Genomic DNA, 23171 nt, shown 5'->3' with positions numbered 1-23171 from the left:
CGCCGTCGTGGTTTGACGTGGTGCCGGGACGCTTCAGTCCTGCCTTACCGCAGGACTGAGCGGTAGACCTCCAGCGTGGTTTCCGTAATGGACTCCCAGGAGAAGTGTTCCTCCGCCCGGCGTCGCCCTGCAATTCCCATCTCGCGGGCGCGGGCAGGATCGGCTACTACTTCATTCAGGGCCGCAGCGAAGTCGCTGACGAACTTCTCCGGATCCAAAGGCGTTCCGGTTCCGTCGGTAACCTGTTCCAATTCGACCAGGAGTCCGGTTTCGCCATGCTGAACCACCTCCGGAATGCCGCCGGTGGCACTGGCCACCACTGCGGCACCGCAGGCCATGGCTTCCAGGTTCACGATGCCCAGGGGCTCATAAATCGAAGGGCAGGCGAAGGCCGTGGCGTGGCTGAGGACTTGGATCAGCTCCTTCCGGGGCAGCATCCGCTCAATGAGGACGACGCCTTCGCGCTTGGCCTGCAACTCCTCGATGAGGCGCGCAGTTTCGGCGGCGAGCTCGGGAGTGTCAGCGGCCCCGAGGCACAGGACCAACTGGACATCGTCAGGCAGGCTTGACGCGGCTCGGAGCAGGTACGGCACACCCTTCTGGCGGGTGTTGCGGCCCACGAAGACCACGCTGGGCTTGGCAGGATCAATGCCCAGTGCCCGGATTGCGTCATCCTCTTCATCACGTTCCCACAGGGAAACGTCGATGCCGTTGTGGACAACCCGGACCTTGTCCGGATCCACGTTGGGGTAGCTGCGGAGGATGTCCTGACGCATGCCATCGGACACAGCAATGATGGCGGCGGCCGCCTCATACGCCGTCTTCTCCACCCAGGAGGACAGCGCATAGCCGCCTCCGAGCTGCTCCGCCTTCCACGGGCGCAGTGGCTCCAGGCTGTGGGCGCTGAGCACGTGCGGAATGCCGTGCAGCAGCGACGCGAGGTGGCCGGCCATGTTGGCGTACCAGGTGTGCGAGTGGACAAGGTCCGCTCCCGCAATGTCCGGAACGATCCTCAAGTCCACGCCGAGGGTCTGGAGGGCAGCGTTGGCTTCGCCGAGGTCTTCGGGCGTGGCGTAGGACGCCACGGTAGCCCCGTGATAGTCGGCATCACGCGGCGCGCCGAACGCCCGAACGTGAAGGTCAACGTGCTTTGCCAGCACCCGGCTGAGCTCGGCAACGTGGACACCGGCACCGCCATAAATTTCCGGAGGGAATTCTTTAGTCACAATGTCTATTCGCACGCTAACCAACGTAGTCGTTCCGGCGTATGTGTTCTAGTGTGAAAGAGTCCGGAAAATCGGACTTTTGGGGGATACGAAGACGTACGGGGAGCTGTGACCATGGCGTTGAAGAAAGTTCTGGCAATCGTATTGGCAGGCGGAGAAGGCAACCGACTCATGCCGCTGACGGCGGATCGGGCCAAGCCCGCGGTTCCGTTCGCAGGCGGCTACAGGCTAATTGACTTTGCACTATCCAATCTCGTTAATTCGGGATATTTGAAAATCGTCGTTCTGACGCAGTACAAATCGCACAGCCTTGACCGGCACATCTCGGAAACGTGGCGTATGTCCACGCAGCTGGGCCGCTACGTTGCTTCTGTTCCTGCGCAGCAACGTGTGGGCAAGAGCTGGTTCCTTGGCAGTGCCAACGCCATCTATCAATCGCTGAACCTCATCCATGACGACGCCCCGGACATCGTGGTAGTGGTCGGCGCTGACCACGTGTACCGCATGGACTTCTCCCAAATGGTGGAGCAGCACATTGCCAGTGGCGCCAAAGCAACAGTCGCTGCAGTGCGGCAGCCGCTGAACATGGCCAACCAGTTCGGCGTGATCGAGGTAGACCAGAACGATCCCCAGAAGATTGCCGCCTTCGTGGAGAAGCCGGCCAGCACCCCCGGGCTGGCTGCCGACCCCACGCAGTTCCTGGCATCCATGGGCAACTACGTCTTCAATGCTGATGCCCTTGTTGAAGCGCTGCATGTGGACGCGGAACGCCTTGATACCAAGCACGACATGGGCGGTGACATCATCCCCTACTTCGTGGACCAAGGCGAAGCGGGCGTGTATGACTTCACGCTCAATGACATTCCCGGTGCCACCGAACGCGACCGGACCTACTGGCGCGACGTCGGCACCATCGACTCGTTCTACGACGCACACATGGACCTCATCTCCCCCGTGCCGATCTTCAACCTCTATAACTCCGAGTGGCCGATATACACGCGCCAGAGCATCTCGCCGCCTGCAAAGTTTGTTCGAGGCGAGAACAACACAGTGGGAACGGCCCTCGATTCCATTGTTGCCAGCGGCGTTGTGGTTTCTGGTGGCATTGTGGAGGGATCAGTCCTCTCCAACGACGCCTACGTGGCGGCCGGCAGCAGGGTCCAGGACTCTGTGCTGATGGACAAAGTCCGCGTCGGCGAAGGTGCCGTGATCAAGCGGGCGATTCTGGACAAGAACGTCAAGGTCCCTGCCGGTGCGGCCATCGGCTTGGACCCGGCCTTGGATAAGGCCCGGGGATATAAGGTCACGGAGTCAGGCATTACCGTGCTGGCGAAGGGCCAGGTTGTCCCCGAGCCCGGTGAGGCAGAGCTCGCGCTGTCCGCTCAACACCGCCGGGGGCTGCCGGAAGCTGTCAAGGCAGCCACCCATGATGATCCCGATATCCGCGACTCCGCTGAAAAGGTAGCTGCAGGCATCCAGTCACGAGTGGCGGACGCCGCGGCGCAGGGTGCCGCGCATTAGCCGGTAGTACCGTACACAGAACCCGAGGCAGGCCACTGGCTCCCAAGGCTGTAAAATCAGGTCAATGAGCTCCACCGATCTGACGCCTGAAGAGATCCAGGCCTGCCTCAAGGTTCTGACCACGATCCACGTCTACGACGAAGAGCACCCGGACTATGTTGCAGTCCGCCGTGCCACCGGCAAGATGTTCAAGGCCGTCAAACGCCACCGTCGTGTCACCAAACGCGATTCCATCGCAGAGGCTGACCGCGCCGTCATCGCCATGACGGCTACCGCCGCGCCGGACCGCATTGACGACGAAACCCGCGGCAACAAGCTGGCACCCTCTGCCACCGGCGAGATCGCGGGTCATCTCATCCGCTCGCGTCCCTGCTATATCTGCAAAAAGCACTACACCCAGGTTGACGCTTTTTATCACCAGCTCTGTCCTGAGTGCGCGGCTTTCAGCCACAGCAAGCGCGATGCCCGCACCGATCTCACGGGACGCAGGGCCTTGTTGACCGGTGGACGCGCCAAGATCGGCATGTACATCGCACTGCGGCTTCTCCGTGATGGTGCCCACACCACCATCACCACTCGCTTCCCGAAGGACGCCGCGCGTCGGTTCGCTGCCATGGAAGACAGCAGCGAGTGGCTTCACCGGCTCCGGATCGTTGGCATAGACCTCCGCGATCCGGCACAAGTCATGGCATTGACGGACTCGCTCAACGAGGCCGGCCCGCTGGACATCATCATTAACAACGCCGCACAGACGGTGCGGCGTTCCGGCAACGCCTACAAGCCCTTGGTGGACGCTGAGGAAGAGCCGTTGCCTGCAGCCCTTGACGCTGCCAACGGCGGCCCGGAGCTGGTGACCTTCGGGCATGCCCATGACAAGCACCCGCTGGCCCTCGCCAGCAGCGTCACCGAACATCCGGTCTTGGCGGGCGACGCGATCACGTCTCTGGCACTCTCCACCGGATCGGCATCACTGGAACGAATTGAATCGGGAACGGCCATCGACGCCGGTGGCCTGGTACCGGACCTCGCCTCCATCAACAGCTGGACCCAGGTGGTGGACGAGGTGGATCCCTTGGAGATGCTCGAGGTCCAGTTGTGCAACGTCACAGCACCCTTCCTGTTGGTCAGCCGTCTACGCGATGCCATGAAGCGGTCCACAGCCCACAGGAAGTACATCGTTAATGTCTCGGCCATGGAGGGGCAGTTCTCCCGCGCCTACAAGGGCCCAGGCCACCCCCACACCAACATGGCCAAGGCTGCGCTGAACATGATGACCCGGACCAGCGCACAGGAAATGCTGGATTCCGATGGCATCCTCATGACCGCAGTGGACACCGGATGGATCACTGACGAGCGGCCGCACTACACAAAGGTCCGGCTCATGGAAGAGGGATTCCATGCTCCATTGGACCTGGTGGACGGCGCCGCACGTGTGTACGACCCCATCGTGATGGGTGAAAAGGGTGAAGATCAGTACGGCGTCTTCCTCAAGGACTACAAGCCGTCACCTTGGTAGAAAGACGCCAGGTTTGAGTACGGATAAGGCCCTTAAGAGCGACTCTTAAGGGCCTTATCTGTACAAAAAAACCTAAGCGAGTCGGGTGATCTCCACTGAGACGGCGAGCCCTGAACCACCGCCACCTGACAGGATGCCCTTCAGCGGGGGAACATCGCGATAGTCGCGGCCTCGGGCAACTGTGACGTGGTAATCACCGGCAGGCTTGTGGTTGGTGGGGTCCCAGCTGCGCCATTCGCCATCCCACCACTCCAGCCAGGCATGTGATTGGCCAGCGACAGTTTCGCCGAGGACCGCCGAGGACCGGGGATGAATGTAGCCGGAAACGTAGCGCGCAGGGATGCCACTGCAGCGTAGGGCGCCGATTGCCAGGTGCGCGAGATCCTGACACACGCCTTGGCGCTGGGACCACGCCTGTTCGGCATTGGTGGTGACCCCCGTAGTGCCCTTCATGTAGGTCATCTCGCCGGCCATCCACGCGAATACTGCCAGCGCTGCCTCATGGGGGTTCTTCCCCTTGACAACATCCGGGACGATTTCGAGGACTTCCTCACCGGGCCCGCTGAGCCGGGACTGCGGCAACCAGTCACTGAACTCGTCCTGGACCTTCTCCGAAGCTATGACATCCCACCCCACGATGTCATCCTCGGTTGCCACCCGCTCGGTGCGGTGCACTTCAACGGTGGCTGTCGCGAGGACTTCGAGGCTCTCATGCGGCATCTGCATATCAAAAGCTGTGACCCGCGTACCCCAATAATCACGGTAGGTACTGACCGAGGCCTGGTTAGGTGAAACCTTCAGTGAGGACTCCAGGACCACCTGCTGGCCATCAGTCAGCGGAGTCATCCGGGCCTCGTTATAGGACAGGGTCACGCGGCGGTTGTACTTGTAGGCAGTCTTGTGAATGATGCTCAGCCGGGTCATGAAACTTCTCCCACCCAGGCGTGTTCATCAGCCTGATTGAAGTACTTACGGGAAATTGCGTCAGACGCCTGCGTTACGGCCTTCTGCACACGTTCCATGTGTTCAGGCAGTTCGGACATGAGATCGTCTGTGCGGTGGAATTCCAGGAATGTCCGGGCCTGGCCAACAATTCGCCGGGCATCGTTGATGAATCCCACGCGCTGCGCTGATGGATCCAGCTTGGCGAGGCATTCATCGGCATCGCGCAAGGCATAGACAATCGACCGCGGGAACAACCGGTCCAGCAGCAGGAATTCCGCCGCGTGCTGGTCTCCGAACGCTGCCCTTCGGGTTCGGATGAAGGACTCATAAGCTCCTGCGCACCGCAGCATGTTGACCCAGGACATTCCAGCGGACTGAACATCGCGCGTCGACAACATGCGGGCAGTCATATCGGCCCGTTCCAAGGAGCGGCCGAGCACCATGAACAACCAGCTCTCATCATGGCTGACCGTGGTGTCCGCGAGACCGCGAACCATGGCGGTCCGCTCCAAGACCCAATTGCAGAAACGGTAGGTTCCCACAACGTCCTTGCGGTGTTGGTTGAGGCCGTAATAGGTGGTGTTGAGGCTTTCCCAGAGGGACTGGGACACGGTTTCGCGGGCCCGCCGCGCATTCTCGCGGGCTGCCCCGAGTGAACCTGCGATGGACGATGCGCTGTGCTTGTCATAGGCCAACGCGTGCAGGAGTTCCGGGAGGCCGAAGTCCTCGCTCTGGGGTTTGGCACCCATCACGGCAAGGAGCTCCCGGGCGACGCTTCGCTGTTCCTCAAGGGGCAGGTGGTTCAGGCGCTCAAGGTGGACATCCAAAATCCTGGAAGTACCGTCGGCACGCTCTACGTAGCGTCCGATCCAGAAGAGTGACTCAGCAATGCGGCTCAGCATGGAACTGCCTCCTTCGCGTGGTGCAAATCGAAGTTCAAGTGTTGGTGGAGTGCGTTCACTGCTGCTGCTCCGTTTGGCGGTCCCGCCAGTTGCTCTCCACGGGCCACACGGATACCTGCTCACGGACAGTAACGGATTGGCGGGGAATGATCTCGGCCGGCAGCTGCGGAGAGTCGGCCAAAACCCAGGTGTCCTTGGAACCGCCGCCCTGGCTGGAGTTCACTATCAAAGACCCTTCCTTGAGTGCCACCCGGGTGAGGCCTCCGGGCAGGACCCAGACGTCGTCGCCGTCGTTGACTGCAAATGGCCGCAGGTCCACATGGCGGGGGCCGAACTTGTCTCCGGAGAGCGTCGGCACCGTAGAGAGCTGGAGAACTGGCTGTGCGATCCATCCGCGGGGATCTGCAATGACGCGCTTGCGCAGGGCGTCGAGTTCGTCCTTCGTGGCGTCCGGCCCAATGACCAGTCCTTTGCCGCCTGAGCCGTCCACGGGCTTGACCACCAGTTCGTCGAGGCGGTCCAGAACATGCTCCCTGGCTTCCTTTTCCTCAAGCCGGAAAGTGTCGACGTTGGCGATGATCGGCTCTTCGTGAAGGTAGTACCGGATCAGGTCAGGCACGTAACTGTACACGAGCTTGTCATCGGCTACTCCGTTGCCCACAGCGTTGGCGATGGTCACTCCCCCGGCTCGGGCGGCGTTGACCAGTCCCGGGCAACCGAGCATGGAATCCGAGCGGAACTGCAGTGGATCCAGGAAGTCGTCATCGATGCGCTTGTAGATCACATCCACGCGCTGCTCACCGGCAGTGGTCCGCATGTAAACGCGGTTGCCACGGCAAATGAGGTCACGGCCTTCAACGAGCTCCACGCCCATCAGCCCTGCAAGGAGGGTGTGCTCGAAGTACGCACTGTTGAAGACGCCCGGGGTCAGGACAACCACGGTGGGATCGTCCACGCCGGCGGGAGCGGTTTTGCGCAGTGCGGACAGGAGCCTCCGGGGGTACTCCTCCACAGGCCGGATGTGCTGCTGGCCAAAAGCCTCGGGCAAACCCTTGGCCATGGCCCGCCGGTTCTCCAGGACGTAGCTGACCCCCGAAGGTACGCGGACGTTGTCCTCGAGCACTCGGAAGGTTCCTGCAGCGTCGCGAACCACGTCAATGCCCGACACATGGACGCGAACCCCGCCTGATGGCTCGAAACCGTGCACGGCACGGTGGAAGTGTGCGCTGGTTGTCACAAGCTGCCGGGGAATCACGCCATCTGTGACTACTGCCATCCGCCCGTAGACGTCGTTCAGAAATGCTTCGAGAGCCTTGACGCGCTGGGCCACGCCGCGCTCCAACACATTCCACTCATCGGCGGGAATGACACGCGGAACAATGTCCAAGGGAAAGGGGCGTTCCTCCCCCGCGTAGTCGAACGTCACGCCACGGTCCAGGAAGGTTCGTGCCATCGAGTCGGCACGGGCGGTGACATCCGCCAGGGAAAGCTCGCGGAGAGCCCCGGAAACCTGACCATAGGATCTTCTGGCAACGTGGCCCTGGGCAAACATCTCGTCGTAGGCGCCACTGCGTGCGGCGGCCTCGGAGTAATCCTGGAATAGGTCAGACATGGGATTCAGGTAATCACCTTTTTGGGTCGGGCGCATTTCGCGCTGATTGTGTCGCCGTTTCCGGGTGCTCCCGGTTCGCCTTCCGTGCCCCCATCCGGCAGGGTTGAGGCATGCCCTTCAACACTCTTGCGCCCCAGTTTTCCCGGCTGGGGCCCGGGTTGGTCCTGAGCATCGCCGCAACGGGTCTTGCCTTCGCCATCCACACCGTTTTCCCGGCGGTCCCGGCCATGACACTCGCAGTTGCTTTGGGCTTGCTCTCAGCAAATATACCGGGCACGGCGGTCTTGACTGCGGGACGCGCCCGACCAGGCCTGGACTTCGCCGGAAAGCACCTCATGCGTGCCGGAATCGTGCTTTTGGGCCTCAAAGTCAGCATCGGCGACGTCATCGGCCTGGGGTGGCTGTCCCTCCTCCTGATCGCAGGCGTGGTCCTGCTGAGCTTTGCGGGAACCTACGGACTGGCGCGTTTGCTGCGTCTTCCGGGAGAAGCTGCCCTCCTCATCGCCACGGGCTTTTCCATCTGCGGAGCCTCCGCAATCGGCGCGATGGCAGCTGTGCGCCGCATCAAGCATCAAGACACAGTGCTCCCGGTGGCACTCGTGACACTGTGTGGCACCCTTGCCATCGGTGTACTGCCCCTGCTGATGCACCCCCTCAACCTCAATCCCGAACAGTTCGGGGCATGGACCGGCGCGTCCGTGCATGACGTCGGCCAAGTGGTGGCCACAGCACAAACCGCAGGTACATCGGCGCTGGCGATTGCCGTCGTCGTGAAATTGACCCGTGTGGTCCTGCTGGCGCCCGTTGCGGCAGCCGCCGGGGTGCACCAGCGGATTCTCCACGTGCGGGAGCGCAGCAACGGGAAGGGCGACGCGGCCAAGAGCATCGATGGCCGTTTCCCGCCCATCGTGCCGCTGTTCGTCGTCGGCTTCCTGTCCATGGTTGCAGTCCGGTCCTTGGGCTGGGTGCCGCCGGTGGGACTGGAAATCGCGGCGGCTGTCCAGGACATCCTCCTGGCAACGGCGCTGTTCGGGCTGGGGTCCGCGGTGAGGGTCCGCACGCTGATTCACACGGGAGGGCGCGCAATTTTGGTGGCGTTGGGCTCTTGGCTGCTCATCGCATCGTTGGGCCTGGGGGCTGCGTGGATCATGATTAGATAGCTGTGTGTCGAATCACAATCTGTCGCGCGATGAAGCCGCTACCCGTTCAGCCCTGATCACCACCCACAGCTACGACGTCACCCTCGATGTCCGCGATGCGGCAGATCCCGCCGTCGCCGGATACCCGAGTACCAGCACCATCACCTTCTCGGCCGAACCCGGCTCCGCCACCTTCCTGGATTTCATCAGCGGCGGCGTCGAGTCAGTGGTGTTGAACGGCCGGACGCTTGACGTTGGCTCTGTGGTGGACCACGACAGGATCATCCTGGAAGGTCTCGCCACCGACAACACTGTGACTGTGACCGGGGTGGCACTCTACAGCCGCTCCGGCGAGGGCATGCACCGCTTTGTGGATCCCGCCGATGGCCAGTGCTACCTCTACACGCAGTATGAACCCGCGGACAGTCGCCGCGTCTTTGCCAACTTCGAACAACCGGACCTGAAAGCCGAATTTACTTTCCACGTGCTGGCGCCTGCCGGCTGGGAAGTCGCGTCCAACGGAGTTGAGGAGACGCGTACGCCGGTGGCGGGCGACCCTGCTGCTTCGCGGTGGGATTTCGCCACCACCAAACGAATGTCCACGTACATCACCACCGTGCTCGCCGGTCCCTACTTCAAGGCCACGGATCACTGGGGAGCAACGCTCGACGACGGCACCCGCCTTGACGTGCCGCTGGCACTTTTCTGCCGCGCCTCCTTGGCGGACTCCTTTGATACCGATCAGTTGTTCGGGCTGACGAAGAACGGGCTGGCGTTTTTCAACGACCTCTTCGCCTACCCCTATCCCTGGGGCAAGTACGATCAAGCCTTTGTGCCCGAATACAACCTCGGGGCCATGGAGAACCCCGGGCTGGTGACGTTCACGGAAAAGTACGTCTACGCTTCCCGCGCCACCGATGCCCAGTACCAGGCCCGCGCCAACACCCTGATGCACGAGATGGCCCACATGTGGTTTGGCGACCTCGTCACCATGAATTGGTGGGATGACCTCTGGCTCAAAGAGTCGTTCGCCGATTACATGGGGACGCTCGGAGTGGACCGGGCTACGGATTGGGACACAGCCTGGGTGAATTTCGCCAGCAAGCGGAAAGCCTGGGCTTATGTGCAGGACCAACTGCCCACCACGCACCCGATCGTGGCGGATATCCCGGACCTTGAGGCGGCTAAACAGAATTTTGACGGCATTACGTATGCCAAGGGCGCGTCGGTTCTGAAGCAACTGGTAGCCTACGTTGGTTTTGATGCGTTCATCGCGGGGTCACGTCAATATTTTCGGGATCACGAGTTCGGCAATACGTCCCTGGAGGACCTCCTCCAAGCGCTCAGCGCTGCCTCCGGCAGGGACCTTTCGGACTGGGCACGCCAATGGCTGCAGACTTCCGGTATCTCCACGGTTGCCGCCGAGCTCGTGGAGGACGGCGGGGTCCTCGGCGCCGTGACACTCCAGCAGGAGGCCATCGATCCCCTGACGGGCCACCAGGAACTCCGTCCGCACCGTATGCGGTTGGGCTTGTATGACGCCGACTCCACCGGTGCCCTGGTGAGGACTGAAAGCATTGACGTGGACGTCGCCGGTCCGAGCACCCTGGTGACTGCGTTGAATGGAAAGCGTCGGCCCGCGCTGCTCCTGGTCAATGATGACGACCTGAGCTACGTCAAAGTCCGGCTGGACCCTGAGTCCGAACACACAGTCCGGACATCGCTCCACAAGATTTCGGATCCCATGGCGCGCGCTCTCTGCTGGACCGCGCTCTGGGATTCGGCCCGGGATGGCGTTACCCCGGCGGCACGTTACGTGTCCGCCGTCGAGCAGTTCGCGCCTACGGAAGCGGGCATAGGTGTCCTGCTCAACGTGCTGGGCAACGCCGCCAGCGCCATCGAACGTTACGTCCCGGCAGCGACGCGCGAAGGTGTGCGAAAGGACTTCCTGGCCGTGGCCGGTGACCAGTTGATGGCTGCTGCTCCCGGCTCTGACCCTCAACTTGCCTGGGCCAGGACCTTGGCCGACGTTTCCAGGCATGGAGACAGCCAGCTAACCCTGGTGCGGGGAATCCTGGAGGGAAGCATCGTAGTGGCGGGTTTGGCCGTCGACGCTGAACTGCGATGGAGCTTGTGGCAGGCGTTGGCAGCCCATGGGCAAGCAAGCCTGGCCGAGCTGGACAGGGAGCTTGACACGGATACGACAGCATCGGGCAGGGAAGGCCATGCCCTGGCCTCCGCAGCCCGGCCGGACGCAGCAGTCAAGGCAGCTGCCTGGGACTCCGCAGTCAACAGCACAGGCCTTTCCAACGAGCTCCTCAGCGCCACAATAGCGGGCTTCGCTACTGCTCCCGGAGACCTTCTGGAACGCTACGTGGAGCCTTATTTCGAGTGCCTTGAGCGCGTGTGGTCCGAACGCAGCATTGAAATCGCGGGCAGGATTGTTCGTGGCCTCTTCCCGGTAGCCCAGAACCTGTCCGAAAGCACACAGCCTGCTCGACATCCGGTGCTGGTGCGTGCGGACCAGTGGCTTCGTGACCACGCTGACGCACCCCGTGCCTTGCGTCGCATTATCATCGAGCAACGGAGCCACCTCTTGCGCGCCTTGACGGCCCAGGCTACAGGCTGACCGCACGGATCTAGGGAACCCGGTTCAACCATTCGTCAGTGCCGAACTTAGCGTCCACGCGCTGCCTGGCTTCGTCGAGTTCGCTTTGGGTGAGCCGGGTTTCCACAGCACCGTAGCGTGCGGTGAAGACGTCCTGCATGGCCTGAAGGATCACCGACCGCGCTAGTCCTGTCTGGCGCCGCAAAGGGTCCACGCGCTTCTTGGCACTCCGGGTTCCCTTGTCGGAGAGTTTCTCCTTGCCGATGCGCAGGACGTCCACCATCTTGTCGGCGTCGATGTCGTAGCTCATGGTGACGTGATGGAGCATGCCGCCGTTGGCGAGCCGCTTCTGTGCTGCCCCTCCGATCTTGCCCTGATCGGTGGCAATGTCATTCAGGGGGACGTAGAAGGCGGTAATGCCCAGTTTCTCCAGTGCGGCCATGACCCAGGCATCCAGGAATGCGTATGAGTCAGCGAAGCTGATCCCATCCACCAGCGTCTGCGGCAGGTAGAGCGAATAAGTGATGCAATTGCCGGCTTCCATGAACATGGCACCGCCACCACTGATGCGGCGCACCACCGTGATGCCGTGCCGGGAAACGCCGTCCGGATCCACCTCGTTCCGTACCGACTGGAAGCTGCCGATGACAACGGACGGTTCTTCCCAGTCCCAGAACCGCAAGGTGGGATTGCGCCGCCCTGCTCCCACTTCCTCCGTGAGGACCTCGTCCAGCGCAACATTGACCTGTGTGGGCAGAACCGAGGGCGGGATGACCTCCCACTGGTGGTCTGCCCACCCGGTGGCCTTGGAAAGTGCGCGCCGGACTGTGACAGCCACCGCCTCAGCGGAGAACCCGAACATGACTGCACCTTCAGGCAAGCCGGCAGCAACGGCTGCGGCAATGTCGGCCGCTGTTGAGTTGTCCGGGAGCCCGGTCAGTGCGCGATTGATGTCCTCAAGGGCTTCATCGGGCTCCAGGAAAAAGTCGCCGCTCAGCGAGACCTTGGAAAATCGTCCGTCGTCCACCTCAAGGTCCACCACTACCAGTTTGCCGCCCGGTACCTTATATTCACCGTGAAGGCGCGTGCCGTCGTCGTGGATGGGCGATTCGTGATCCGGGTGGGAAGTCATGCTGTCCATCTTGCCGGAAAACGCAAAAGCCCGCATTGCCGGAAATCCGGCAATGCGGGCTTTGAAAAGCCTTGGGGTGAAGTGGTTACTTCTTGCCGCCGAAGCCCTTGAAGCGAGCGTTGAAGCGCTCGACGCGGCCAGCGGAGTCCATGATGCGCTGCTTGCCCGTGTAGAACGGGTGGGACTCCGAAGAGATTTCGACGTCGATAACCGGGTAGGTGTTTCCGTCTTCCCACTCGATGGTCTTCGAAGAAGACACGGTGGACTTGGTCAGGAACTGCGTACCGGAAGCCAGGTCGTTGAAAACAACAGCTTCGTACTTCGGGTGGATATCAGACTTCATAATGGGACCTTTTGTTCGCGCAACTGGATTTTGCCAGCTGCCAGGTATGAATGGAGGTGGACCTTGGCTGCAATGTGAACATTCCAGCGGCTGGGCCAACAACCAATCATAGCGGAAACGGCCACCCCGTACGAACTGCAATCAATCGCGCGGACGGAGTTCCCAAAACGCCACTGCCGAGGCGGCTGCGACGTTGAGCGAATCGACGCCGGCACGCATGGGAATCTTGACCGCGAGGTCGACGGCGGCCAACGTCTCCTCGCTCATGCCAGCACCTTCGGTTCCAAGCACCAGGGCCAGTTTGGGGATCTTCCTTGCCGCAAGATCGTCCAGGTCCACTGCGTTATCGGTCAGCTCCATAGCCGCCACTGTGAACCCCTGCTCTTTCAGCTGAGCGAGGTGGTCCGGCCAGCTTTCCAGCCGCGCCCAGGGAACCTGGAAAACAGTGCCCATGCTGACCCGGACACTTCGCCTATAGAGCGGGTCCCCGCAACGCGGGGAGACCAGCACAGCATCTACTCCGAGTGCGGCGGCGGAACGGAAGATGGCCCCCACGTTGGTGTGGTCCACGATGTCCTCCAGGACGGCGATTCGCTGCGCGTTCGCCAGGAGGGTCGCCAACGGAACCGGAGCCGGCCGGTGCATGGCAGCCATGGCACCGCGGTGCAGATGGAATCCGGTGATTTCCTCCAGCAAGGATGCCTTGCCGATGTAGACCGGAACATCAGGGTGGGCTTTGAAGACGTCGTCCAAGTCCTCGAGCCACTTCTCTGCCAGGAAAAAGGAACGTGGCTGGTGGCCTGCCGCCAGTGCCCTCCGGAGGACTTTGGAGGATTCGGCGATGTACATGCCTTCCCGCGGCTCGCGAAGTTTCCGGAGGTGTACGTCAGTGAGCGTGGTGTAGTCCGTGACTCGTGGATCAGCTGCGGACTCAAGGTAGTGAAAGGTCACCGGGCGATTATTTCAGCAGATTGGCGATCATGAAGCCGAGGGCCACGATGCCGAGGGTGAAGATGACCGCCCTGAGAACCCGGGGCGACAACTTCCGGCCCACTTTGGCACCCACAAGTCCGCCGATGGTGGAGCTTACGGCGATGAGCAGGACAACGAGCCAGTTGATGCGGTCGAAGGCGAAGATCAGGTAAGAGATGGCCGCCACCATGTTCACACCGAGCACCAGGATGTTCTTCATGGCGTTGGCGTTTTGCATGGTGCCCGTAAGGAACACCCCAAGGATACCGACCAGGAGAATGCCCTGCGCGGCAACGAAATAGCCGCCGTAGACGCCGGCCAAGTAAACAAGAACCACCAGGAGGATCCCGTGGCTTCGGTCCCGGATGGCATGCTCTGGATTCTGTTCCCGGCTACGAATCCACGCCTGCAGCTTGGGCTGGAACAGCACCATCAGAAGGGCCAGCACCAAAAGGACGGGGGCCACATAATGGAAGACCTTTTCCGGCAAATGCAGCAAGAGCCATGCGCCGGTGATGCCGCCCAGCAGGGAGGCCGGAAGCAGCTTCATCAACTGCCTTCCCCGGCCCGCCAGCTCTCGCCGATAGCCCCACGCTCCCGCGGCCGTTCCAGCCACCAGGCCCATGGCGTTGCTCATGGACGCGACAACCGGTGTCACTCCCAGTGCTATCAGCACGGGGAATGTCACAAGCGTGCCGGAGCCGACTACGGCATTGATGGTGCCGGCCCACAAGCCCGCGAAAAAGACCAGAATGCTGCTAAGAATCTCCACAGTAAGTTACAGAACCCCTCTAGCGCCGGGCAGTAGCCGTGTAACGGCCGGCGTTTTCCGAAACATCCAAGGCCAGGCCGAAGGTGTTGCTGAGGTGCTCGTCGGTGAGGACTTCCTTGATGGGGCCGGCAGCGACCACTCCGCCTTCGCGGAGCAGCATGGCGTGAGTGAATCCCGGCGGCACTTCCTCAAGGTGATGGGTGACAAGGACCATCGCCGGTGCTGCTTCGTCGCTGGCGAGCTCGCCAAGCTTGTGCACCAGTTCTTCGCGTCCGCCGAGGTCAAGGCCTGCTGCCGGCTCGTCCAGGAGCAGCAATTCAGGGTCGGTCATGAGCGCACGGGCGATCTGGACGCGTTTGCGCTCGCCCTCGGACAGGGTGGCAAAGGTGCGGTTCAACAAGGGACCCATCCCCCAGTCGTTCAGCAGACCGAAGGCGCGGCGTTCGTCGTCGCGTTCATATCCCTCGCGCCAGCGTCCGGTGACGCCGTAGGCTGCGGTGACAACGACGTTCAGGACGTTCTCGTGTTCAGGAATCTGTGTAGCGAGTGCCGCCGATGAAAGGCCGATGCGTGGGCGGAGTTCAAAGACGTCAACACGCCCCATTGTCTCGTCAAGGATCCCTGCCCTGCCGCTGCTTGGGTGCATGCGGGCGGCAGCAATCTGGAGAAGGGTGGTCTTACCGGCGCCGTTCGGCCCCAGGATGACCCAGCGTTCGCCTTCGTTGACTTGCCAATCGACCTTGTCCAGCAGGGTCTTCTTGCCTCGGACAACGCTGACGGAAGCCAATTCCAGAACATCACTCATAGCAGTAGACACTAGGACAAAAATGCACATGACTGATAACCGGGGTTTCTCCTGCTTTACCAGCCGAAACGAATTCGGGTGCCCGCGGCAGCCTCAGTAGGATTGAGGCCATGACTTCGAACTTGGCTGCAGTCAGCTACGGCGTGAATTTGTCCCCCGAATCACTGGAAAACCTGCTCAAGGTACTAGCCGACGCCGGTGCCTCGGTGTCATCGGAATCACACGGCGGTGACGAGCGCTTCGCTGTGCATACGGCCGAACTCATCGTCGGCGCTGACACGGATGCGGATCTCTTGACCGTGCGGCGGCTCGTGGCGGAAGCCGCGAAGGCAGGGGTGGACACAGCCATTGTTCCGGAGGCCCTGCGCCAGGCCCCCCGGAAGCTTCTGATCATGGATGTGGATTCAACCCTGATCCAGCAAGAGGTCATCGAGCTGTTGGCGGCGCACGCCGGCAAGCGCGAGGAAGTCGCCGCCGTCACGGAGGCTGCCATGCGCGGAGAGTTGGACTTCGCCCAGAGCCTGCACGCACGCGTTGCCGTCCTCGCCGGCCTGCCAGCCGGCGTCGTCGATTCTGTTCGCCAAGAGGTGCGCCTAAGTCTTGGAGCGGCAGAATTGGTAGCCGCGTTCAAGGAGGCCGGCCACGTGGTGGCGGTGGTGTCCGGCGGCTTTAACCAGATCCTGGGTCCCATCGCCGAGCAACTCGGCCTGGACTATTGGATTGCCAACGAGCTCGAGATCATCGACGGCGCCTTGACCGGTAAGGTACTTGGCGCGGTCATCGATCGGGCCGCGAAGGAAAAGTACTTGCGTGAATGGGCGGCTGAGGAAGGCATCGGCCTTGAGCACACCATTGCGGTGGGCGACGGTGCCAATGACCTGGACATGCTCGGTGCTGCCGGCATAGGAATTGCCTTCAACGCCAAACCGGCCGTGCGCGCAGTAGCCGACGCTGTTATTACCATCCCGTATCTGGACGCCGTGCGGCATATCGCCAACGTCTGATTCAGGCGTCGCCCGCGCGACGCCGCCTCACGATCGCATGACCGAAGCACCGGTGGAATTTTTCCACCGGTGCTTCTGCATGACCGCATGCCCCACCCGAGCCATGGTGGCTGTGGCGAAACAACAAAACCAATTTCGTGACGAAGAATTTGCGGTAATTTATCGAACTGATACTAATTACCGACCACGTGCGTATTTGCCGGGGGTGCGTAAATCCTGTTGCATCGAACTGATACTTTTTGTGTAAAGTGAAGAGTCCTATAAGTAACTCCGCATAGCAGGCGGTAGGTCGGGATGATGGAAATGCGGGGGCATAAAATGAGCCGTTCGGAACGAGGGTGGAAATGGCGGAAACGCATCGTGAGATTCGAATCGGCTGGATATGACCACGCCCCGCAAGACGAGCCCTTTACGCCCCTCCATGAGATTTTCCACGCGAATCTCTACGGAGTGGATGCAATCCGAACTGCCGACTGCACGGATACCTCCGGTTACACAACAGAACAGGAACAACCCGATATGAGCACACTCGATGAGGCCATCAAGCAACTACTGGCCATTGAAGGGGCCACCGGTGCGGCCGTGGTGGACTATTCCAGCGGCATGGCCTTGGCCCAAGGCGGAAACCCGGGCTTCGACCTGGGCGTTGCTGCCGCGGGCAACTCAAATGTAGTGAGCGCCAAGCTGCGCACCATGGCCGATCTCAGCATTGACAGCGACATTGACGACATTCTTATTACGTTGGGCACGCAGTACCACCTCATCAACGTTCTGAACTCAAGCGGTTCCAGAGGCCTCTTCGTCTATCTGGTACTCGATCGCACGTACGCCAATCTGGCGCTGGCCAGGCACAAGCTCAAGAACCTCGCCAAGGACATCACCATCTGACAAACCCCTGAGGGCAAAGCAAAGGGGACGGTGTGCTTCTGTGCCACCGTCCCCTTTGCACTTCAGCAATCAGAAGCGCGTTAATTTCTCACGCGACGGGCCTCGCTTCCGCCGGTTTCAAACTTCACGCCCAACATATGGTGGACCAATACGTCCTCATTGGTGTTGGCATTGGCCTCGATAGTGACAAGTTCGCCGTCGCGCATCACGCCGATGCGGTGGCACCAGCTGACCAGTTCGGATAAGTCGGACGACAGGAGAATAATGGCTACCCCTGTCTGACTGAGCTCGTTGAGCATCTTGTAAACCGCGTCTTTGGCGCCGATGTCAATGCCACGGCTTGGATGGCTAAGGATCAGCACATCACAGCCTGTGGCCATCCACTGCGCGAGCTGGACTTTCTGGCGGTCGCCCCCCGACAAGGTGCTGATGTCGCCATGGATGTTCGTCGTGCTGATGCGCATGCGTCGAATAACTTCAACTACTCCACGAAGCTGGGTAACCTCATCCTGTAGATTTGCGGCACCCCCGTTAGCGCTTGCCTGAAGGCCGTCCATAATGCTGCCGGTTGCCTCACCATTGTCTGCAGCATCGGACAAGTAGCCGATTTTCAGGCGCAAGGCATCTTGGACCCCTCGAATCTGGACGGGTTCACCGTGCAAATGGATGTGGCCCGATGTGCTGGGGCGGACGCCCGCAAGCGCTTCGACCAACTCGTAGACGCCCGATCTATGTGTTCCAGCCAAGCCAAAAATCTCGCCCTTGGCCACATTGAAGGTGACCTCCCGAACCCGGTCCTCCATGCTGAGGTTCACCACCCGGAGGGCCTCGTCACCTCCAGCCGGGTCAGTGGGCCTGGCGTTGCCTTCCAGTTCTTGTTGAAGCAGCAGGAATGCCAGTTCATCGATGTCAGTACTGCTGGCTTCCAGTATTTTGTGCACCCTGCCTTCCCTCAGGACGGCTATGCGGTGCGCAATGGACCTGACCTCATCCAGACGATGCGTGATGTAGATGATGGCCCGTCCCTGCCGGACCAGCATTCGCAAGACCTGATGCAGTACAGCTACATCATGGTCCGGCAGCGAGGCGGCAACCTCGTCCATGATGACCAACTGGGCTTCCTCGGCAACCATCCTCAGGACTTCCACAAGGGCTTGCTCAGCGCGAATCAGCGTTCCGACCTTCGTGTCGGGATCCAAGCTGATGCCGATGTCCCGGATCAGTTCGGATGCCTGGTTACGAAGTTCGTGATGGGGCTTGCCTGCTTGGAAAGTGCCACGAAAGATGGCCTCCGCAATGCTTAGTTGAGGGTCGATGCGGAAGTTCTGCGGGATGAGCCCGACGCCGCAGGCCTGCGCTTCCTCCATAGAGTCCGGCCCATACTTTTCTCCGGCCAGCGTCATCAATCCGGCATCGTGCTTATGAGATCCGGCCAGTACGCCCATAAGGGTGGTTTTTCCCGCACCGTTGGTTCCAATCAACCCCAGTATCTCGCCGCGTTGTACCGAAAGTCCGACGCCTTTAAGGATGCGCCGATGATCGTACGAGGCGTGGATATCATCGGCGCGCAATAACAGGTCCAAAGAAAGCTCCTAAAGCAAAGGGACAATAGCCGCCACTGGAGTCACCCCGTGAAGTTTCCACCTGCTGCCTGAGCTGGGTGATTGGGCGTAATCCCGCCGTCCGTGTTTATGCAATTCGATTGCTGATTGGGACGAGGGCGCTGTGGAAAGTCAATCAGAAGAGGTCCGTTAATGCAAAGCTAAAAACGCAAGACAATAACCACCAATTCGTGACGCAAAAATCCGAATGTTTTATTGGATTGTCATCCTCTGCTCCGGAAGGCTGGTTAACGCTGGAAAGCCGGTTAAAGAGAAGCGGTCCAGGACGTATGTCCCGGACCGCTGCTGGTTTGCTGTGCGCGCTACTCGGCGGTTTTGCCGAAGTAGTCGGAGCCGCCCACGTATTCGGTGTGGCCGGATTCGACGTCCGCGGTCACCATCTTGGCGACCTCGGCCGCGAATTCCTCCACGGAGTACAGCTTGCCGGCTTCTGCGCGGCGAGCTTCGATGGCTCCCGGGTTGGAGCGATCGAGCAAGGTCGCCGTCACGGTGCCCTCGATCATGTCGCCGGATACAACAACCAGGGAGATGCCCTTGTCGGCAAGGTTCGGCAGGAGCGCACGCAGGGCGTCCTCGCCGGCACGCTTGCTCTTTGCCACGGGCTCGTACTCGGGCATGGTGGGTACGGTTTCGACGAAGTGCGCCTGGTGGCTGGTGACGAAGACCACGCGCGAACCCTCGGGCATGAGGGGAACGGCTGCATTGAGCATGTTGATCTGGGCATCGCGGTTCAGTTTGAGTGCGTACCCTTCTTCCATGCCCGACTCCATGCCACCGGAGGCATTGAGTACCAGTACGTCCAGGGACCCGAACTCCTCCATGGCGGTGCTTGCCAGCGCGTGAACACCTTCATCGGTTGTCAGGTCCGCGCCTACGGCAGCGGCGCGCCCGCCTGCTGCCTGGATTTCGGTTACTACCTTGTTGGCGCGAGGCGCCTTCTGGCGATAGTTAACCACGACGGCGGCACCCTCACCTGCGAGGATCTTGGCAACTTCGGCGCCGATTCCGCGGGAAGATCCCGTGACGATGGCGGTCTTGTTATCCAGCATTCCCATTCGTGCTCCTTTTGTTCACTTCATCCAAATTCCGTGGGCTCGACTTCCATCATGCCAGCGGCAGGAAAGAAATCCGTTGTTGGTCCCGGACAAAATCTGCTGTGCAGCCTAGTGGCCTAGTGGCCCATCCCCAGTCCGCCATCAACCGGGATCACGGCGCCGGAGATGTACGCTGCCTCGTCACTGGCAACCCAGCGAACAACGTCTGCGACTTCCGAAGCCTCGGCGAAGCGTCCCGCAGGAACATTGGCCAAGTAGGACTTCTGAGTTTCCTCCGGCAGTTCTGCGGTCATGTCCGTGTTGATGAAACCCGGAGCAACTACGTTGGCAGTGATACCGCGGCTGCCGAGTTCGCGGGTCAGTGACCGTGCGATGCCCACCATTCCGGCCTTGGAAGCGGAGTAGTTGATTTGGCCGGGGGCGCCGTAAAGACCCGAGACTGATGATATGAGGACCACGCGACCCTTGCGCAGCCGGATCATGCCCTTGGAGGCCCGCTTGATGACCCGGAAGGCGCCGGTCAGGTTGGTGTCCAGAACTGAGGTGAAATCGTTCTCGCTCATCCGCAACAGCAGCGTGTCCTTGGTGATGCCTGCGTTGGCTACCAGCACTTCCACTGGCCCATGCGCCTCTTCAACAACCTTGAACGCAGCGTCAATCGATGCCTCGTCCGTGACGTCGGCCTTGACGCCCAGGATGCCCTCAGGCAGATCTGTTTCACTGCGGTAGGTGACGGCAACCTTGTCACCGTTGGCAAGGAACGATTCTGCAATGGCGAGGCCGATGCCCCGGTTGCCGCCGGTAATGAGGACGCTGCGGCCGGTGGATGCTGCTTCAGACATGCTTTCGCTCCAGGTTCCGCGGCATTCGTATGCCGCAATGAAGGGGGATTTTCCTGTGTCGATCCTATCCGCAGCTCGTTGCAACCCGCGGGTAACCGGAAACCAGCGCGGTTTGGGCGGGTACAGCCTTGGTGAGAGAATTGGAAGAGGCCTTTGGAGCGTGATGATTCAGTTGTGACACGAGAAAACAGTCCCCTGCAGCAAGTGCCCGGGGAACCGGACGCTGTTTCCAGCGACCCCGAAGTCCACAGCATCACAGATGCCGCTGCGGCACACTCCGAAGACATGCGTGATCGCATGATCAAGTACGCGGTGGCCATGGGCATCCGCATGGTCTGCATCATCCTGATTTTCGTGGTGGACGGCTGGTTCAAGATCATCGCCATCGCAGGCGCAGTGTTCCTGCCATGGATCGCTGTGGTCATCGCCAACGGCAACGACAAAGCCGAGGACCATAGCGAGTCCTTGCTGGACTACGTGGCCGTCCCGGAAATAGAACGTTCCTCAGAGCCGGAAGAAACTCCTGCAGACGCACCAACAGTGCTCCAAGGTGAACTGGTGGATGAAGAACCACCAAGCAATCAAGCGGGCCCCGCAGCGGGCCGTGCAAGCGAGGCCGGACATCCCGGCGACGAACGGGCGGCTTCATGAATATCTTTAATCTTGGCGGCTTAGGGGCGGCCGGCCAGGAGGCCGAACGCGCCACGGTTCCTGCGTTGTGCTCCCGCAAGGGATGCCGTGCCGGCGCTGAGTGGCAACTCCTGTGGAACAATCCCCGGATCCACACGCCGGATCGCCGCAAGGTATGGCTTTCGTGCGGAGACCACCGGGACTGGCTGGAGGACTACCTGCAGACGCGCGGCCTGTGGAAAGAAACCGTGCCGTTCACGGCGAGTGAAGCAACATCGAATGAGGCCGGCTGAATGTACCGTTTCCTTTTCTCCAGCAAGTGGCTGGGGTATTTCGTGCTGGCTGTTATCTTCGCCACGGCCTGCGTTTTTCTGGGCCGTTGGCAGATGGACCGCAGGGCTGAAACGCTGGCGGAAATCAATCGTGTGGTGAGCAACTACTCGGCCACCCCTATCCCCTTCGCGGAGATCAAGGACCAGTTTCAGGATCTGGATCCTGAAAGGGAATGGACCCAGGTTGAGATGCGTGGCAGCTACGACCTCGATGGTCAGCGGGTTGTGCGAAACCGGCCGCTGAACGGCCAGCCAGGTTACGACGTCGTAGTTCCTTTCCGGCTGACTACAGGCGAAGCCGTGGTGATTGACCGCGGCTGGCTGCCGATCGGCAACGACACACCTGGCCGTCCCGACGTCGTTCCCGCGCCTCCCACAGGTGAGGTGACCGTGGTCGCCCGCCTCAAGCCGGCAGAGCCCAAGCTGGACCGCGGCGCCGTGGACGGTCAGCTCGCCTCCATTGACCTGGCCAGTTTTGCCACTGAACTCCCCTACGGCATAGCCACGGGAGCCTATGGGCAATTGGCAAGCGAGACTCCTGCGGTGCAACCCATGCCCACGCCCTTCCCTAAGCCAGCCACGGAAGAGGGCACGCATCTCTCCTACTCCCTGCAGTGGTTCGCCTTTGGCGTCTTGATGTTTATCGGGTTCGGATACGCAGCGCGGCAACAGGCCCGGAACGCGGCCATCGACGCAGAAGAGGAAGAGGACGAGCACATCCTTGCCGCCGGTGGCACGCCCAAGAAGCGCACGCCTGCTCCCCGCAAAAACAAACGGCCCACGTCCGAAGAAGAGGAAGACGCCATTCTGGATGCACAAGGCTACTGAACTGTTTCATGATCCCGTCCTGAACGTCCGGTCTGCTTTGATAGCGGCTGGTGCAGAGGACACGGTCCGGATTTTCAAGGAAAAGGTGCCCACAGCGGCTGCGGCAGCATCGGCCCTTGGCTGCGATATAGCGGCGATCACCAACAGCCTGATTTTCGATTTCGACGGCGAGCCCCTGCTTATCCTCGCCAGCGGTGCGGCGAAGGTGGACACGACGATGGTGGCCGATCAGCTGGGCATCGGAAAGATCCGCCGTGCCAGGCCGGAATTCGTGCTGCAACACACTGGCCAGGAAATAGGCGGAGTTGCGCCGGTGGGCCACCCCCGGAAGATCAGGACGCTTCTGGACATCTCACTCCAAGCGCACCCGGTCCTCTGGGCCGGCGCAGGAGATCACAACTCAATGTTCTCCATCAGCTACGAAGAACTGGCACGAATCACCGCCGCGGAACCTCTCCAGGTCCGCTAGCCCAGGCC

General features: G+C 61.1%; 22 protein-coding genes. 10 read left to right on the top strand and 12 right to left on the bottom strand.

The features are described 5' to 3' along the window. Positions 1-44: 44 nt before the first annotated feature. Positions 45-1241, bottom strand: coding sequence for a glycogen synthase (gene glgA / locus ARUE_RS11475; protein WP_014921901.1), 1197 nt, complete (start codon positions 1239-1241; stop codon positions 45-47). A 93-nt stretch (positions 1242-1334) separates the two neighbouring features. Here glgA and glgC point away from each other — a divergent pair, with 93 nt between their 5' ends. Then, positions 1335-2747 (top strand): glucose-1-phosphate adenylyltransferase, encoded by a 1413-nt coding sequence (gene glgC, locus ARUE_RS11470; RefSeq protein ID WP_011774824.1) that lies wholly within the window; start codon positions 1335-1337, stop codon positions 2745-2747. Between the two features lie 64 nt (positions 2748-2811). After that, positions 2812-4263 carry an SDR family NAD(P)-dependent oxidoreductase gene (locus ARUE_RS11465; RefSeq protein WP_014921900.1) on the top strand — a complete coding sequence of 484 codons (1452 nt, stop codon included), beginning with the start codon at positions 2812-2814 and terminating at the stop codon, positions 4261-4263. Positions 4264-4335: 72 nt separating this feature from the next. Here the strand turns inward: ARUE_RS11465 and ARUE_RS11460 are convergent, their stop codons facing one another. The 3 genes from ARUE_RS11460 to ARUE_RS11450 are packed head-to-tail and all read right to left on the bottom strand — an operon-like array spanning position 4336 to position 7722. Continuing rightward, positions 4336-5187, bottom strand: a complete 852-nt coding sequence (locus ARUE_RS11460; protein WP_014921899.1) for a transglutaminase family protein — start codon at positions 5185-5187, stop codon at positions 4336-4338. Continuing rightward, on the bottom strand, positions 5184-6110 hold the full coding sequence (locus tag ARUE_RS11455) for an alpha-E domain-containing protein (RefSeq protein WP_014921898.1): 927 nt from the start codon (positions 6108-6110) through the stop codon (positions 5184-5186). Before ARUE_RS11455 ends, ARUE_RS11460 begins: the two co-directional genes overlap by 4 nt. A gap of 55 nt (positions 6111-6165) precedes the next feature. Further along, positions 6166-7722: a circularly permuted type 2 ATP-grasp protein gene (locus ARUE_RS11450; protein WP_014921897.1), complete on the bottom strand. Its 1557-nt coding sequence runs from the start codon at positions 7720-7722 to the stop codon at positions 6166-6168. A 110-nt stretch (positions 7723-7832) separates the two neighbouring features. Between ARUE_RS11450 and ARUE_RS11445 the strand changes: the two genes are divergently transcribed. After that, positions 7833-8882 (top strand): YeiH family protein, encoded by a 1050-nt coding sequence (locus ARUE_RS11445; RefSeq protein ID WP_011774819.1) that lies wholly within the window; start codon positions 7833-7835, stop codon positions 8880-8882. Positions 8883-8886: 4 nt separating this feature from the next. Next, complete coding sequence (gene pepN / locus ARUE_RS11440) at positions 8887-11490, top strand: aminopeptidase N (protein WP_014921896.1); 2604 nt, start codon at positions 8887-8889, stop codon at positions 11488-11490. A gap of 10 nt (positions 11491-11500) precedes the next feature. On the opposite strand, the gene lplAB is transcribed toward pepN, so the two are convergent. The 5 genes from lplAB to ARUE_RS11415 all read right to left on the bottom strand — a co-directional run bounded on the left by lplAB (position 11501) and on the right by ARUE_RS11415 (position 15493). Continuing rightward, the gene (gene lplAB, locus ARUE_RS11435; RefSeq protein WP_187329959.1) at positions 11501-12610 is read right to left on the bottom strand and encodes a lipoate-protein ligase LplAB; all 1110 of its coding nucleotides are present in this window, start codon (positions 12608-12610) and stop codon (positions 11501-11503) included. Positions 12611-12686: 76 nt separating this feature from the next. Further along, a complete protein-coding gene (locus ARUE_RS11430; RefSeq protein WP_017200906.1) occupies positions 12687-12944 on the bottom strand; it encodes a type B 50S ribosomal protein L31 in 258 nt (85 codons plus the stop codon). A gap of 141 nt (positions 12945-13085) precedes the next feature. Beyond that, entirely contained in the window at positions 13086-13895 is an 810-nt protein-coding gene (locus ARUE_RS11425; protein WP_011774815.1) for a TrmH family RNA methyltransferase, read from the bottom strand. A 7-nt stretch (positions 13896-13902) separates the two neighbouring features. Beyond that, the gene (locus tag ARUE_RS11420) at positions 13903-14688 is read right to left on the bottom strand and encodes a sulfite exporter TauE/SafE family protein (RefSeq protein WP_011774814.1); all 786 of its coding nucleotides are present in this window, start codon (positions 14686-14688) and stop codon (positions 13903-13905) included. Positions 14689-14707: 19 nt separating this feature from the next. Then, the gene (locus ARUE_RS11415) at positions 14708-15493 is read right to left on the bottom strand and encodes an ABC transporter ATP-binding protein (RefSeq protein ID WP_043471319.1); all 786 of its coding nucleotides are present in this window, start codon (positions 15491-15493) and stop codon (positions 14708-14710) included. 110 nt (positions 15494-15603) lie between these two features. Here ARUE_RS11415 and serB point away from each other — a divergent pair, with 110 nt between their 5' ends. Continuing rightward, positions 15604-16497 carry a phosphoserine phosphatase SerB gene (gene serB / locus ARUE_RS11410; RefSeq protein ID WP_014921893.1) on the top strand — a complete coding sequence of 298 codons (894 nt, stop codon included), beginning with the start codon at positions 15604-15606 and terminating at the stop codon, positions 16495-16497. Positions 16498-16857: 360 nt separating this feature from the next. Then, the gene (locus ARUE_RS11405) at positions 16858-17385 is read left to right on the top strand and encodes a hypothetical protein (RefSeq protein ID WP_238324304.1); all 528 of its coding nucleotides are present in this window, start codon (positions 16858-16860) and stop codon (positions 17383-17385) included. A gap of 80 nt (positions 17386-17465) precedes the next feature. Here the strand turns inward: ARUE_RS11405 and ARUE_RS11400 are convergent, their stop codons facing one another. From ARUE_RS11400 to fabG, 3 genes are all read right to left on the bottom strand, one after another. Further along, positions 17466-18968 (bottom strand): sugar ABC transporter ATP-binding protein, encoded by a 1503-nt coding sequence (locus tag ARUE_RS11400; protein ID WP_011774810.1) that lies wholly within the window; start codon positions 18966-18968, stop codon positions 17466-17468. A 341-nt stretch (positions 18969-19309) separates the two neighbouring features. Continuing rightward, positions 19310-20062: an SDR family oxidoreductase gene (locus ARUE_RS11395; RefSeq protein WP_014921891.1), complete on the bottom strand. Its 753-nt coding sequence runs from the start codon at positions 20060-20062 to the stop codon at positions 19310-19312. Between the two features lie 116 nt (positions 20063-20178). Then, positions 20179-20904 (bottom strand): 3-oxoacyl-ACP reductase FabG, encoded by a 726-nt coding sequence (gene fabG, locus ARUE_RS11390; protein ID WP_043470263.1) that lies wholly within the window; start codon positions 20902-20904, stop codon positions 20179-20181. Positions 20905-21057: 153 nt separating this feature from the next. Between fabG and ARUE_RS11385 the strand changes: the two genes are divergently transcribed. From ARUE_RS11385 to ARUE_RS11370, 4 genes are read left to right on the top strand one after another with little or no spacing between them, the layout of a single operon-like run. Beyond that, positions 21058-21555, top strand: coding sequence for a DUF3099 domain-containing protein (locus ARUE_RS11385; RefSeq protein WP_011774807.1), 498 nt, complete (start codon positions 21058-21060; stop codon positions 21553-21555). Then, positions 21552-21827: a hypothetical protein gene (locus ARUE_RS11380; protein WP_014921889.1), complete on the top strand. Its 276-nt coding sequence runs from the start codon at positions 21552-21554 to the stop codon at positions 21825-21827. Before ARUE_RS11385 ends, ARUE_RS11380 begins: the two co-directional genes overlap by 4 nt. Further along, positions 21828-22694 (top strand): SURF1 family cytochrome oxidase biogenesis protein, encoded by an 867-nt coding sequence (locus ARUE_RS11375; RefSeq protein ID WP_011774805.1) that lies wholly within the window; start codon positions 21828-21830, stop codon positions 22692-22694. Beyond that, positions 22678-23163: a YbaK/EbsC family protein gene (locus ARUE_RS11370; protein ID WP_014921888.1), complete on the top strand. Its 486-nt coding sequence runs from the start codon at positions 22678-22680 to the stop codon at positions 23161-23163. Before ARUE_RS11375 ends, ARUE_RS11370 begins: the two co-directional genes overlap by 17 nt. The last annotated feature ends 8 nt before the right edge of the window (positions 23164-23171 follow it).

The organism is Arthrobacter sp. Rue61a, from assembly GCF_000294695.2.
In the GTDB taxonomy this organism is placed as follows: Bacteria; Actinomycetota; Actinomycetes; order Actinomycetales; family Micrococcaceae; genus Arthrobacter; species Arthrobacter aurescens_A.
Note: the sequence above shows the minus strand (reverse complement) of the source record. Positions and strands in the feature narration are given on the sequence as shown.

Bases quoted from the DNA above. Each gene is read 5' to 3' on its own strand.
- ARUE_RS11465 (WP_014921900.1), top strand. From the start codon at position 2,812: ATGAGCTCCACCGATCTGACGCCTGAAGAGATCCAGGCCTGCCTCAAG.
- ARUE_RS11460 (WP_014921899.1), bottom strand. From the start codon at position 5,187: ATGACCCGGCTGAGCATCATTCACAAGACTGCCTACAAGTACAACCGC.
- ARUE_RS11455 (WP_014921898.1), bottom strand. From the start codon at position 6,110: ATGCTGAGCCGCATTGCTGAGTCACTCTTCTGGATCGGACGCTACGTA.
- ARUE_RS11450 (WP_014921897.1), bottom strand. From the start codon at position 7,722: ATGTCTGACCTATTCCAGGATTACTCCGAGGCCGCCGCACGCAGTGGC.
- ARUE_RS11445 (WP_011774819.1), top strand. From the start codon at position 7,833: ATGCCCTTCAACACTCTTGCGCCCCAGTTTTCCCGGCTGGGGCCCGGG.
- lplAB (WP_187329959.1), bottom strand. From the start codon at position 12,610: ATGGACAGCATGACTTCCCACCCGGATCACGAATCGCCCATCCACGAC.
- ARUE_RS11430 (WP_017200906.1), bottom strand. From the start codon at position 12,944: ATGAAGTCTGATATCCACCCGAAGTACGAAGCTGTTGTTTTCAACGAC.
- ARUE_RS11415 (WP_043471319.1), bottom strand. From the start codon at position 15,493: ATGAGTGATGTTCTGGAATTGGCTTCCGTCAGCGTTGTCCGAGGCAAG.
- serB (WP_014921893.1), top strand. From the start codon at position 15,604: ATGACTTCGAACTTGGCTGCAGTCAGCTACGGCGTGAATTTGTCCCCC.
- ARUE_RS11395 (WP_014921891.1), bottom strand. From the start codon at position 20,062: ATGGGAATGCTGGATAACAAGACCGCCATCGTCACGGGATCTTCCCGC.
- fabG (WP_043470263.1), bottom strand. From the start codon at position 20,904: ATGTCTGAAGCAGCATCCACCGGCCGCAGCGTCCTCATTACCGGCGGC.
- ARUE_RS11380 (WP_014921889.1), top strand. From the start codon at position 21,552: ATGAATATCTTTAATCTTGGCGGCTTAGGGGCGGCCGGCCAGGAGGCC.
- ARUE_RS11375 (WP_011774805.1), top strand. From the start codon at position 21,828: ATGTACCGTTTCCTTTTCTCCAGCAAGTGGCTGGGGTATTTCGTGCTG.
- ARUE_RS11370 (WP_014921888.1), top strand. From the start codon at position 22,678: ATGCACAAGGCTACTGAACTGTTTCATGATCCCGTCCTGAACGTCCGG.